Genomic DNA, 11,871 nt, shown 5'->3' on the forward strand with positions numbered 1-11,871 from the left:
ATCGCACGGTGGCAAGAGGTTGTTGGCTGCCGGGATCGCCCGATCGGGCAGTGACCGTGGCCCCCACGGATGACTGGATCTCTGTCACGATGGGTGATATGCGGACGCGGGGGTGGCTGGCCAGAGAACGGGAGCTGGCGGCGGTCGGCAGACTGCTCGACGAGCCGGACGACGGCCCGCGAGGCCTGCTCATGGTGGGTGAACCGGGCATAGGCAAGACCACCGTCTGTGCCGCGGCCATGGACCTGGCTGGTGACCGTGGGTATCTGGTGCTGGCCACCCGGGGGAGTCAGAGCGAGACCGGCCTGTCGTTCGCCGGGCTGACCGATCTGCTGGACGAGGCCGCGGACGGGCTGCTGCGAGAGCTGCCGGAGCCGCAGCGGATCGCCCTGGAGGTGGCGCTCGCGCGGCGGATGCCCGGTCCGGCGGCGGGCGGGCAGCGCGAAGTGGGGATGGCCGTGCTGGCTGTCCTGCGGCGGCTGTGCGAGCACCGGCAGGTGCTGATCGTGCTGGACGATGTGTCCTGGGTGGACACTCCGACGGTGGAGGCCGTGCGGTTCGCGTTGCGGCGGATGCGGACCGAGCCGATCCGGATCCTCGGGACGTTGCGGCTCGACCAGATCGCGTCCGCACTGTGGCGGGAAATCCCCGTCGACGAGCTTCGGCTGGAGCCGTTGAACGCAGGCGCCATCGAACAGCTGCTGAGCTCGCGGCTCGACCTCACATTGCCGCCACGGGTGTTGCGTGCTCTTGTCGAGCGTACGGCTGGCAATCCGTTCTGGGCGTTGGAAGTCGGCCGCGCGCTGGCCCGCCAGCCCGGCGGCCCGACGATCGACCTGCCGCTGCCGGCGTCGCTGATTGCCGTTGTCACCGAACGGCTTACCGGACTGGAGGCGTCGACGAGGGCGGCGTTGATCGCGGTCTCGGCCCTTGCAGATCCGACGGTTTCGCTGGCGTTGCAAGCACTTGACAGTGTTGTTGCGAACCCTGGCAAGGCTCTTGACGTCGCGGTGACCGTGGGTGTGGTCGTGGAGACGGCCGGAAAGTTGCGTCCTGCGCACCCATTGCTGGGATACGCCGCGCTGGAGGCGTTGCCACCGGGCGGAAGGTCCGCGTTGCATCGGCGGCTTGCCGAGATTGTCAAGGACCCGGAGCAGCGCGCCAGGCACATGGCGGTCGCGGCCGAACCACCGGACGCCGAAGTCGCTGTGGCGCTGGACGAAGGAGCGTCGGTGGCGCGGGCCCGTGGCGCCACTGGTGGTGCGGCGGAGTTGGTGGAGCTCGCCGTCGACTTCACGCCGCCAGACGACCGGTGGGCCTTGTGCCGCCGCAGGCTCGAAGCGGCGGAGGTGTTGTACGCAGTCGGAGAACCGGAGCGTGCGGCGCGATACGTCGACGAGAACGAAAGTGCGGACATGCCACCGGACCTGCGTAGACGCACTCTGCCGTTCCGCACCGAGCTGACGTACTGGGCGCGCGGAGCCCCGGCCGCGCAGGAGCTGATCCGCTGCACGATCGCCGAAGCCCGAGACGACCAGCATCTGCACGCGGTCGCGTTGGCGATGGCATCCGACGTCGGCGACGGTCGTGGCGGCGACCGAGACTGAGACGAAAATCGCGGAACTGGTCGCGACCGGGCTGACCAACAGAGAGGTTGCCGCACAGCTGTTCGCCAGTGTGCGGACGGTGGAGGGCCATCTAGCTGCGGTGTACCGCAAACTGGGTGTGCGCTCCCGGACAGAGTTGACGCGCTTGCTGTCCGAGCAGGCCTGAGCCGCGTGGCGAGCTTGCGCCAACTTGAACTCATGCGCCGGTGGTGATCGTTCGGAGGTATTGGTACCCTCGCGCACAAATGTGGCACTGTTTTGGTTTGCGTCCATTTACCATTTTTCATAGAAGGAAATAATGTACGTCGACGACAACCCTGCATCCGTCGCCGATACACCGGTCACCTCCGCCGGCCACGCGGCGACAACGTTGGCAGAGCGAATGGTGGACGTCGCGGCCCTGGACGCCGCGGTGAAGTCGGGCGATGTGATTCTCGAGCCGGAGGCCGGCGAACGGCTGCTCACCACCTTGCGCGGCCAGGCCGACTCGGCGGCCGAGTGGCTCAACCGGCTGCGTGGCATGTCCCGCCCGGTGCCGCTGGGCACGAACTGGGTCGGGCAGGCCATGTCGGGCAAGTTCGAGCGCCGGGCCGACGGCGAGGACGTGTCCTTCGTGAACGTGCTGTACCAATACCACCAGATGCTCGTGAAAGCCCATGACGCGGTGGCCGAGGCGATCGCGCGCTACCAGACCTCCGAAGAGGGGTCCGCGCAGGCGTTCCAGCGGGTTTCCTCGAAGTTCTAGGGAGATAACAGCCTCATGGCCGGCGACCGCCATCACAGCGGGTTTGACCAGGACGAATTCGAGCGTTACGACACGTTCGACGCACCTGTCTCCGAGACGACCGACACCGGGCGCGACGGGCTCTTCGGCGACCTCGGCCGGTTGATCGACCAGATCCGGATCGACAACGCCGCGAAGAAGCTGGACGAGAACGTCTCGATGGGCGAGGACCGGGTGCTCAACCAGTCCGGCAACTGGGCATCCGTGCCCCACCAGCAGTTGTACGAGTCGGTGCACGCGGGCAACGACCCGGCCGAGGCGTACGCGCTCGCCCGCGAGTGGACCGATCTCGGCAACATGATGGCCGACAACTCCCGCGCGATGGACGAGATCATCCGTGGCACGGAGTCCGGCTGGCAAGGTGTTGCCGCGCAGGCGGCTCGTGAGTCGACGCTGAAGCTGGCCACCTGGGGCGGCGACGCCGCGCAGACCTCGCAGTACATGGGAACGCGCATCGCCGAGCAGGGACTGACCGCCGAGCGCGCCAAAGCCTCGATGCCCGAGCCGGTCGACTTCGACTGGGAGCAGATGCTGCGCCAGGGATTCGCCACCGGCGGGCTCGCCGGGCTGACGCAGGCGGTTCAGGACGTGCAGGCGGTCAGCGAGAAGGCGCGGTCCGCGCACGAGCAGGCCGTGCAGGTCATGGTGAGCATGGAAGGCCAGTCGCGGTCGGTGGACCAGACCACGCCGCGATTCGTCGTCCCGCCGGACGCCACCACGACCGACGGCGACGCTGTGAACGGCCTGATGATGCGCGGCGTCAGCGATGCGACTGCTGGCAGCGCACCGACTACCGCGAGTGCATTGCTGCCGCTGTCCTCGGCCGGTAGCCCTGCTGGAGTGCCGGGCGGCCAGGAGAGCTTCCAGGGCAGCAACTTCCAAGGCGGCAACGTCCAGGGTGGCAGTTCGCCGGGCAGTGGTTTCCAGGGCGGCAGCTCGTCGGGTGGTTCCGGTTTCCAGGGCGGCAGTGGCTTCTCCGGCGGTGCCGCGCCGAACTTCGCTGGTGGCGCCGGATTCCAGCCCGCCGCGGCTTCTTTTGGCCCACCTGCCAACGTGCCGCCGAACGGTCCCCAGACCGCGACGACCACCTCAGGGTTCGTGCCGCCGGGCGGCACCGGCTTCCAGGGCGACACGACGTACCGGCCGCCCAACTATCAGCCACCGCCCAACTTCCAACAGCCGAACTACCCGGGCGGCGGTTACTTCCCGCCCGGCGGTGGTCCGTACCGGCCAGGTGGGCAGAACAAGCCAGGCGGGACGAACAACCAGGGTGGTGGTGGTCCTTACGCCCCGGGTGATCCGCGATCCGGTTACATGCCGCCAAGGATCGACCCGCTCACGGGCGAGCCGTACAAGCCCAACATGATGCCCCGTCCGATGCCTTTCGCCGGTGGCCCAGGCGTTCCCGGTGTTCCCGGCGGCGGTGGGGGAACAGGCGGCGGTTTTGCGCCACGCGGCGGCGCCCCTGGTTTCATCGAGCAGCAGGGCGGAATGCGTAACCCCGGCTTCGGCGCCGGCGCGGGCGTGATGGCGGCTGAGGAAGCCGCGATGCGCGGCGGTAACCCCGGCAACCCGGCGGCCGCCGGCCGTCCTGGTGCCGCCGGGGCGCCCGGGATGGGCATGGGCGGAATGGGCGGCGGTGGCCAGCGCGGTGAAGAGGACAAGGAACACCGCTCGAAGTACGTCACCGGTGAGAAGGTCGTGGACGAGCCTGGTCGCATGGCGCCGCCGGTGATCGGCGACAAGACGGCCCGCAAACCGGCAGGGGACAAATGACAGTCGGTATCGACTACCAACTGTCCACACGGGAGTTCGACTTCCTCTGGGAACATCTCGAACTCGGCCGGATGCCGTACCCCCTCGACGTGCCGAGCAACGGCGCGACGCTGGAGGAACGCGCCGAGATGCGGGCAGAGACCATGGCCGGGCTGCAGTTCGACGCACGGTTGGCCAACCTGCTGAAGGTGCTCGCCGCGCCTGCCACATCGGTGGACACAGTCGGATTCGGCGACGCGCCGATCCGTGGCCTGGCAGCGACCGACGGCACCCAGGGGGTGCTGGTCGCGATCGGAGGCGAAACCCTGTCGTTCGCGGCAGTCCGGCCGACCTCCCTGGCATGGTCCATTGTGGAGGTTCTGCCCGAGGGAGAGGCCGGTACGGGAAACGCGATTTCGCTGCCGTACCAGGCCATGCAGCGTGCGGTCAACGGTGAGGACGCTGACCCGTTCGGGGACAGCGACGAGCGCGACATCCTGATGAGCAATGGCGTCAGCGGTGATGACGCCACCATGCTCGTCGAACTCGCCGAGCGCCGAATCCGCGGCGGCCAGTTCGGCGTCACCACCAGCAGCCGCGCAACCAGCGTCCGCGCAGGCGTCCGGACCCGTGCCAAAACCATGATCACCTGGTTCGACACAAGCGACGGCCGCTATCTGATGGTGCACGACGGCACATGGGTCAGCATCGCACCCGCGGACGGCGAACGAATCGCCCACCGCATCGAGGAACTGCTGAGAACGGCCTAGGCCTCGAGAACCGCGTCCGGGGCGTCGACCACGGGTGGCTGGTCGGACCAGGGGAAATTGATCCACAGGTCCGTCCGGCGCCACACGTACTCGCACTTGACCTCCGAGCGCGGCTTCTCGTAGATCACCGCGCACCGCACCTCGGCGACATGGTCCTGGCAGAAGTCCCGCACAAGCTTGAGCGTGGCGCCGGTGTCCGCGACATCGTCGGCCACAAGCACCTTCGCACCAGTCAAATCGACCACATTGGGCACTGGCGGCAACATCACCGGCAGGTCCAGACGCTCGTCCACACCGGTGTAGAACTCGACATTCATCACATGCAAGTTCTTGACGTTCAAGGCATAGCCCAGCGCACCCGCCGCGAACAGCCCACCCCGGGCGATGGACAGGATCAGATCCGGCTGGAACCCGTCCTGCGCAATGGTCGTGGCCAGTTCCCGGGACGCCGTCCCGAACAGGTCCCATGTCAGTATCTCGCGCTCAGCCGCCATGTCGGCAGCCTAACCCGGCAACCGCCGCGGCCTTGTGGGTGCCTGGTCACTCCTCGTCCTCATTGGACAGTCGAGTCCGATTGAGACGGTGCACGGCACTTTCGGGCGATGTGTCCTGCGCGTACTCCAGGACGGTCGTCGCCCGATTTCGGTCAACCATATGTGCAAGGCAAATTGTGAGCAGATAACAACTCGGTCACATGGGGTCGGTAAACACTTGATTCGATCTTTTGGTTCAATTCCTTCGCAGTGAAGCCGAGGGGGCGAAGCCATATGATCGAATCGGAAGATCCACCTGAGTATGACCCGGTTAAGCGGTTCGCAGGTAAGCTGCAACAGCTGCGCAGGTCTGAGATGTCCTATGAAGAAATGGAGGGGAAGACCGGATGTCCGCACGAGAAGCTGCTGGCTGCCGCGTCCGGTAAGATCTGGCCGGCCTGGAGGACCGTTGAGGCTTACGTCTCCGCATGCGACGGCGATATCGAAGAGTGGCATGCCGAATGGGAGGCTGTCGGCGCCGCACTGGAAAACACCGGTGTTGATCGCGAGGACGAGATCTCGTCGGCAGACGATGAAAGCCCGGAACCGTCCGATGAGCCGCCCGGGTCGGACACCATCACTGAGGAACAAACCGGCAGAACACGCCGGATTCGGCCGGCGATCCTGATCCTCGGGGCAGTTGCCCTCACAGTCGGCATAGTCATGGTGACCGCTTTGGTGCCAGGCGGAACTCCGCGCACCGACCCGCCGGCCGTCGGCTCCGCTCCTGTTTCCACAGTGGCGAGTTCAGCGCCGTCGCCTACGTCCACCGCACCGCCTTCGACTTCCGCGGGTTTGCCGAACGGGCCGGCAACCCCAACCGGCAAGCCGACAGGATCCCCGCCGGTCACCACGAAAAACACGCCCAGTGCGACAGCACCCACCAACGTGGGCAAACAACCTGCGCAGCCATCCGAAGATCCCGGCAGATACGACAAGGTGCAGGAGAAACGTGTCGTCGAACTGATTCAGCAGCAGGGGTACAACTGGGTGGACATCGAGTACTGGCGCCATGACTCCACAAAGCCTGGGGAACTACAGATCGATACGCAGAAAGTGTTCACCAACCTGGGCGCCAAACTGACGATCATTCCGGACGATCCCCTGGCGAATCGCGAGCGCTGTGCCAGGGCGACCGGATGGCGCGACTCCATCAGCTTCGCCGAGTTGCATGTCGGAAGCCAGTTGTGCGGGCTGAGCCATATGGATCGATATGCCTCGCTGGTCGTGCGGCTGCTTCCCGGCTCACCGGCCAGCAATGGGCGGTTCACCTTCTACGGCATCACCTGGAACGGTTGAGCAAAGTGGCTATGGACTCCTCAAATCGCCGGGTTGCACCACCGGTCGTCTCGCACCGGGGAATCACCGGAATCGCGACCACGATCGCGCTGCTGACCGCTGCGATAGTGACCGCACTGTGGTGGATAGCCACCAGAGGGCTCAATGGCGAGCAGTTGGTCGCGGCGCGTTTCGACGCACTCAAGATCGGTTTGAGCGTCGGCGCGGGCAGTGGCGGTTTGTTCGCGCTCTACCTGGCGTGGCAACGGCAACGATCCACCGAAGCCGACCTTGAGCGCCAAGAACGCGTTGCCAGTGACACCCGCGCGGACGCGACCGAGCGGCGGATCACGGATCTTTACACCAAAGCTGTCGAACAACTCGGCTCAGACAAGGCCCCGGTCCGTATGGGCGGCCTTTACGCCCTGGAGCGCCTCGCACAGGACTATCGAGTGCAACGACAGACCATCGTCAACGTGTTCTGCGCGTACTTGCGCATGCCTTATGTACTCCCTGGTGTCGAGCCCACCGATGATGCGGAGGACAGGCAACGGACTCAAGAGCTTGAAGTCCGGCGTACGGCACAGGACATTCTCTGCGCTCATCTGCGTGACCTGCCCAGGGATCCGGACAACAAGTTCTGGGCCGAGATGAAGATCAACCTGTCTGGGGCGCACCTCATCGCGCTCGATCTGAAGCGCTGCCAGGCGCAAACCGCCCAGTTCAAATCGGCCCTCTTCACCGGTACCGCGTCCTTCGACTCATCGGTCTTCACCGAGTACGTCTCGTTCGAATCGGCGATCTTCACCGACGAAGCCGTCTTCCGTGCGACAGCCTTCAGGGGCAACGCTTTCTTCGGGTCCGCCAGGTTCCGCGGCAACGCCAGTTTCGCATCGGCCAAGTTCGCCGGCAGCGGGATGTTCGAGTCAGCGGTGTTCGAGCGCAGCGCTGTCTTCAAAGCGGCTGTGTTCGGCAACACGACGAACTTCGAGCGCGTCACATTCGCCCGGGGCACGCCGCCGGAGATCAAGCAGTTCCTGCCCTAGCCGCTCCCTTTCAGCGAGTGGCGGTGAGGGTGTCGAAGCTGGGGAAGTCCTCGGCCAGGCGGGCGCCGGTGAAGTTGCCGACCCAGCCGTCGTCGTCATGGAAGAAGCGGATGGCGACGTAGTCGGGGCGGGTTCCCATGTCGAACCAGTGGGTTGTGTCGGCGGGCACGCTGAGCAGGTCGCCTGCCTCGCAGAGGATTCCGAAGACTTTGCCGTCGACATGCAGGTAGAAGACGCCGGAGCCGCGTGCGAAGAAGCGGTCCTCATCGTCGTCGTGGGTGTGTTCGGCGAGGAACTTCTGCCGGGCCTCGGCGGCCGTTCTGGTCCATTCTGGAGTGTCGCGGGGTGTCATGTGCAGGGCGTCGACGTAGACGTAGCCTTCGGTCTCCACGACTCGGCCGACGTACGACCTGTAGGCGTCGAGCACTTGCTCCGAGGTGGGCTCCGCGGGGAGGCCGGGGACGACCGGCCAGGTGTCGAAGCGGACGCCGAGCTGCTTGAGTTCGCCCTGGATCTCGGTGTGATCCTCGGTGCGCAGCAGCACTGTCGACGGGTCGGTGTCGGGCCAAACGGTCAGCAACGTCATGCTTCGAGTATGAACCTCAGCAGCCATTCGAGGCATTCCGCGCGATGCCGGGCCTGGTGCAGGTCGGCGCCCCAGACGTAGAGCCCGTGCCGGGCCACGATCAGGGCTGGGGTGTCCGCGCGGAAACCGGCCTCGAAGGCGTCGCCGAGCACGGCCATGTCCTGGCTGTTGGGAACGACCGGGATGGTCACGGTGTCGTCGTGCGCCTGGCGCCCGAAGCCCTTGAGCATCTCCAGGTCGCGCAGCACGACACCGTCCGGCCAGCGTTCGCCCGCGAGCACGGGCGCCAGAACGTGCACGTGAATGACAGCGCCGGCGCCGGAAACCGCAGCGATGCGGCCGTGCAGACCAGCCTCGGCCGAAGGCACGCCGGGCGACATCGCGTTGCCGAATGCGTCGATCTCGACCACGTCGGAAGCCGTCAGCTCGCCCTTGTCCAGACCACTCGCTGTGACGGCCAGCCGCAGCGGGTCGTCGCCGAGGCGCACCGACAGGTTCCCGGAGGTGCCGCGCATCCAGCCCATGGCTGTGTACCGCGCGGACTCCGCGGCCAGCAGAACCCCGGCTTCGAGCAGGTTCACGGCAGGTCCACGCTGACTTCGGCGAATGCCTTGATCGCCAGGTGGGTGCCGAAGTCCGCGTCGCCGAACGGCTCGCCGGGCCGGGCCAGGCCGACGGTCTGCCAGCCGTCCTCGGCCGCCGCGTCCAGCTCTGCCGGGACATCGGAGAAGAAGACGATCTGCGGTCCGGCGGCGTTCAACGCGGCCGCGATCGCCGTGTAGGACGGCCTTTCCCGCTTGGGCCCGGCGTTCACTGTGTCGAAGTGCGCCGAGAACAGCGAGGTCACGTCGCCGTCGGTGGTCCGGGAGAACGACGCGACCTGCCCGGCGACCGAGCCCGAGGAGAACACCGCGAGGTCCAGGCCCGTGTCGTGCCACGACCGCAGAGCCGGCACGACATCCGGGAAGAACTCGGTGACCAGGTCGCCGTCGGCGTAGCCACGCTGCCAGATCAGGCCCTGCAACGTCTTCAGCGGGGCGATCTTCTGGTCCGCGTCCATCCAGCCGTGCAGCACCTCGACGATTGCCTCGGTGTTTGCACTGTCGGGCAATCCGCTCAATGAACGGATTGCACTGACGGCATCGACCACGATTGGATCGCGCGGGTGCGAGTCGATCCACGGACCGAGCCGAGGGCGCGCGTAGTCGTACAGCACCACGTGCACCTGGCTGGTCGGGGTCAACGTGCCTTCGATGTCGACGACGACCCATCGAGCGGTCAGCGCGGTCACTGGTTTGTTTCTCCTTCGCGGTAGTACTCGGCGATGCGATGCGGTTCGAATGGGCCGCGATCGGTGACGATCGTGGCAACGAACCGTGGCGGTGTCACGTCGAATGCGGGATACAACCCGCGCACCTTCTCGCTGGCGGTACGCATGCCGAGCGTGTGCAGGACCTCGTCGCCGGGCCGGTACTCGATGGGGACGTCGGCCGCTGTGGGTGCGTCCTGGTCGGGCGCCTGCACCAGGGCGTGGAACGGGATGCCGAACGCCGTCGCGGCGACGGCCAGCCCGAGCGTGCCGACCTTGTTGACCACGTGGCCGTCCATCGTGACCCGGTCGGCGGCGGTGATCAGGGCGTCGACCTCGCCGGACTGCATCACGGCGGCGCCCATGCCGTCGGAGATCAGGGTGGTGTCCACACCCATCTCGACGAGTGTCTCCGCGGTCAGGCGGGCGCCCTGCAGGTACGGCCGGGTCTCGGTGCAGAAGAATCGCAAGCGTTTGCCGCTCCGCTGAGCTGCGGAAACGGTCTCGATTAAGTAGAGGTCCGCCCAGCAGTGCGTGAGGACTCCGCCCTCGTCAGGCAACAGCGCGGCCGCCGCGGAACCCAGCGCACGGCTGCGTTCGCGGTACAGTTCGTCGCCTGCGTGCGCGCCCGCCATAGCGCTCGCGATGAGGTCGTCTCCAGAGCCCGCCGCGGTCGACAGCACGGCGTGCACGGCCTTACGCAGGTGATTGTTCGTGGACCGTGCGCGGATGAGTCGCGTGCCGGCCTGTTCCAAATAGGCGTACGCCGCGTGCGGGCGTAACCCTGCGGCTTCGCGTGCGGCCAGGACCATGCCGTACAGCGCTGCGAAGTACGGGCCTGAGGATTGCGTGACCATGTCCTCAATGGCCTTGGCGACCTCGTCGGAGGTCCGGCACAGCACCCACTCGCGTGCGAACGGGAAGCCACGGCGGTCGAGGATCTGCACGCCGTTTTCGGTGAGCCTGACGCTGTCGGCCAGGACCGGCGCCATCAGCTGTATCCCGTGAACGGCGGGTGCTCGCCGGTCAGGAAGTACGCCCCGACTTCGCGGGCCTTGTAGACGACCGGGTCGTGCAGGGTGAGCGTGCGGGCGTTGCGCCAGAACCGGTCGAAGCCGTACTTCGAAGCCGTCGCCCGGGCGCCCATGAACTCGAAGATCTTGGCTGTGGTCTCGTTGACCACCTTGGTGGCGAACACTTTCGCGGCCGAGATCGTGAGCGCGGTGTTCGCGCGTTGCTCGGGTGTCAGGCCATTGCCGGCATCGGTCGCCTGCCGGAGTGATACCTCGGCTTTGTCGGTGAGCAGGCCCACGGCTTCGACCTGGGCGACGAGTTCGCCATATCCCGCAAGGATGTACGGGTCGTCGGTCGCTTTCTCTACTGTGGACAGGAACCACGGCCGGGCGCTGCCGCGCGTGTACTCGGCGGTCTGGGCCAGCGCACCGGCCGCGATGCCGACGTAAACTTGCGTCAAAGCCAGCTGGAAACCCAGCGCTGCCAGGGAAAGCCGGACGTCGTCGGCCGGCTGGGCGCCGAGCACGTCCCTGCCGTCGACGGCGACCTTGTCGAATACCACGCCGCCGCTCGCGGTCAGCCGCTGGCCCGAATTGTCCCAGTCGGACGGATACGAGATGCCCGGCTGTTTGGCGTCCACAGTGAACGTCAGCTTCTCGCCGCTGTCGGTCCTGGTCGCCGACACGACCAGTCGATCCGCAACGCTCGCACCGGTCGCGAAGGTCTTACGGCCGTCCACGACGAACCCGTCACCCTCGGGCGTCAACGACAACGCCGCGTCGAGCGGATTGCTCACCCCGGCCCAGAACCAGCTCGGATCTGCCCGCATCCGGTCGGACGCGGCCGGGTTGTCGAACAGCTTCGCGCGCCACAGATGCAGGTAGTGGTAGCCGATCAGGTGGCCGATCGACGCGTCCGCCGCCGAAACGATCCTGGTCACCGCGCCGGTGACCTCGTCGTCGGCCGCCAGCAGGCCGCAGGCGCGCAGCAGTTCGACCTCCGCGGTCGGTGGCAGGTTCGCCCGGTCGCGGTCGGCCGCGTCCGCCTGCAACTGGCTGGCCACGTCCTCGGCCATGCCGATCCAGTCCGTCATGGCGGCAAATCTAGCGAATGACGACGTCCTCGACTGCCGGCTCACCGCTGACGGCCCGGAGAAAAGTGCGTGAGCGGCAAACTTGCGTGGCGCGCA

General features: G+C 66.7%; 13 protein-coding genes. 7 read left to right on the forward strand and 6 right to left on the reverse strand.

The genetic code is table 11. From position 1 onward, the window contains the following. Positions 1 to 98 precede the first annotated feature (98 nt). The 5 genes from JOF56_RS16705 to JOF56_RS16725 all read left to right on the forward strand — a co-directional run bounded on the left by JOF56_RS16705 (position 99) and on the right by JOF56_RS16725 (position 4,916). Complete coding sequence (locus JOF56_RS16705) at positions 99 to 1,607, forward strand: AAA family ATPase (RefSeq protein WP_209638806.1); 1,509 nt, start codon at positions 99 to 101, stop codon at positions 1,605 to 1,607. Next, positions 1,588 to 1,773, forward strand: coding sequence for a response regulator transcription factor (locus tag JOF56_RS57940; protein ID WP_307855132.1), 186 nt, complete (start codon positions 1,588 to 1,590; stop codon positions 1,771 to 1,773). The genes JOF56_RS16705 and JOF56_RS57940 overlap by 20 nt, the downstream gene beginning before the upstream one ends. 132 nt (positions 1,774 to 1,905) lie before the next feature. Next, a complete protein-coding gene (locus JOF56_RS16715) occupies positions 1,906 to 2,352 on the forward strand; it encodes a hypothetical protein (RefSeq protein ID WP_209638808.1) in 447 nt (148 codons plus the stop codon). Positions 2,353 to 2,367: 15 nt separating this feature from the next. After that, positions 2,368 to 4,167, forward strand: coding sequence for a hypothetical protein (locus JOF56_RS16720; protein WP_209638810.1), 1,800 nt, complete (start codon positions 2,368 to 2,370; stop codon positions 4,165 to 4,167). Then, positions 4,164 to 4,916 carry an ESX secretion-associated protein EspG gene (locus JOF56_RS16725; protein WP_209638812.1) on the forward strand — a complete coding sequence of 251 codons (753 nt, stop codon included), beginning with the start codon at positions 4,164 to 4,166 and terminating at the stop codon, positions 4,914 to 4,916. Before JOF56_RS16720 ends, JOF56_RS16725 begins: the two co-directional genes overlap by 4 nt. Here JOF56_RS16725 and JOF56_RS16730 read toward each other — a convergent pair. Continuing rightward, the gene (locus tag JOF56_RS16730) at positions 4,913 to 5,410 is read right to left on the reverse strand and encodes a phosphoribosyltransferase (RefSeq protein ID WP_209638814.1); all 498 of its coding nucleotides are present in this window, start codon (positions 5,408 to 5,410) and stop codon (positions 4,913 to 4,915) included. The two genes, JOF56_RS16725 and JOF56_RS16730, sit on opposite strands and share 4 nt — an antisense overlap. A 249-nt stretch (positions 5,411 to 5,659) precedes the next feature. On the opposite strand from JOF56_RS16730, the gene JOF56_RS16735 reads away from it, so the two are divergent. Together JOF56_RS16735 and JOF56_RS16740 are read left to right on the forward strand one after the other, a co-directional pair. Next, positions 5,660 to 6,748 carry a hypothetical protein gene (locus tag JOF56_RS16735; RefSeq protein ID WP_209638816.1) on the forward strand — a complete coding sequence of 363 codons (1,089 nt, stop codon included), beginning with the start codon at positions 5,660 to 5,662 and terminating at the stop codon, positions 6,746 to 6,748. Positions 6,749 to 6,759: 11 nt separating this feature from the next. Continuing rightward, entirely contained in the window at positions 6,760 to 7,773 is a 1,014-nt protein-coding gene (locus tag JOF56_RS16740) for a pentapeptide repeat-containing protein (RefSeq protein ID WP_209638819.1), read from the forward strand. Positions 7,774 to 7,783: 10 nt separating this feature from the next. On the opposite strand, the gene JOF56_RS16745 is transcribed toward JOF56_RS16740, so the two are convergent. From JOF56_RS16745 to JOF56_RS16765, 5 genes are read right to left on the reverse strand one after another with little or no spacing between them, the layout of a single operon-like run. After that, complete coding sequence (locus JOF56_RS16745; protein WP_209638821.1) at positions 7,784 to 8,359, reverse strand: 1,2-dihydroxy-3-keto-5-methylthiopentene dioxygenase; 576 nt, start codon at positions 8,357 to 8,359, stop codon at positions 7,784 to 7,786. Then, on the reverse strand, positions 8,356 to 8,940 hold the full coding sequence (gene mtnB, locus JOF56_RS16750; protein ID WP_209638823.1) for a methylthioribulose 1-phosphate dehydratase: 585 nt from the start codon (positions 8,938 to 8,940) through the stop codon (positions 8,356 to 8,358). The genes JOF56_RS16745 and mtnB overlap by 4 nt, the downstream gene beginning before the upstream one ends. Then, positions 8,937 to 9,650 (reverse strand): acireductone synthase, encoded by a 714-nt coding sequence (gene mtnC, locus JOF56_RS16755; RefSeq protein WP_209638825.1) that lies wholly within the window; start codon positions 9,648 to 9,650, stop codon positions 8,937 to 8,939. The genes mtnB and mtnC overlap by 4 nt, the downstream gene beginning before the upstream one ends. Further along, positions 9,647 to 10,660, reverse strand: coding sequence for a s-methyl-5-thioribose-1-phosphate isomerase (locus tag JOF56_RS16760; protein WP_209638827.1), 1,014 nt, complete (start codon positions 10,658 to 10,660; stop codon positions 9,647 to 9,649). The genes mtnC and JOF56_RS16760 overlap by 4 nt, the downstream gene beginning before the upstream one ends. Then, entirely contained in the window at positions 10,660 to 11,775 is a 1,116-nt protein-coding gene (locus JOF56_RS16765) for an acyl-CoA dehydrogenase family protein (protein WP_209638829.1), read from the reverse strand. The genes JOF56_RS16760 and JOF56_RS16765 overlap by 1 nt, the downstream gene beginning before the upstream one ends. Between the last annotated feature and the right edge of the window lie 96 nt (positions 11,776 to 11,871).

The sequence above is a fragment of the Kibdelosporangium banguiense genome, from assembly GCF_017876405.1.
GTDB lineage: Bacteria > Actinomycetota > Actinomycetes > Mycobacteriales > Pseudonocardiaceae > Kibdelosporangium > Kibdelosporangium banguiense.

Coding starts and splice junctions, on each gene's coding strand:
- JOF56_RS16765 (WP_209638829.1), bottom strand. CDS start 11,775: ATGACGGACTGGATCGGCATGGCCGAGGACGTGGCCAGCCAGTTGCAG.
- JOF56_RS16715 (WP_209638808.1), top strand. CDS start 1,906: ATGTACGTCGACGACAACCCTGCATCCGTCGCCGATACACCGGTCACC.
- JOF56_RS16745 (WP_209638821.1), bottom strand. CDS start 8,359: ATGACGTTGCTGACCGTTTGGCCCGACACCGACCCGTCGACAGTGCTG.
- JOF56_RS16740 (WP_209638819.1), top strand. CDS start 6,760: ATGGACTCCTCAAATCGCCGGGTTGCACCACCGGTCGTCTCGCACCGG.
- JOF56_RS16730 (WP_209638814.1), bottom strand. CDS start 5,410: ATGGCGGCTGAGCGCGAGATACTGACATGGGACCTGTTCGGGACGGCG.
- JOF56_RS16720 (WP_209638810.1), top strand. CDS start 2,368: ATGGCCGGCGACCGCCATCACAGCGGGTTTGACCAGGACGAATTCGAG.
- JOF56_RS16705 (WP_209638806.1), top strand. CDS start 99: ATGCGGACGCGGGGGTGGCTGGCCAGAGAACGGGAGCTGGCGGCGGTC.
- JOF56_RS16760 (WP_209638827.1), bottom strand. CDS start 10,660: ATGGCGCCGGTCCTGGCCGACAGCGTCAGGCTCACCGAAAACGGCGTG.
- JOF56_RS16725 (WP_209638812.1), top strand. CDS start 4,164: ATGACAGTCGGTATCGACTACCAACTGTCCACACGGGAGTTCGACTTC.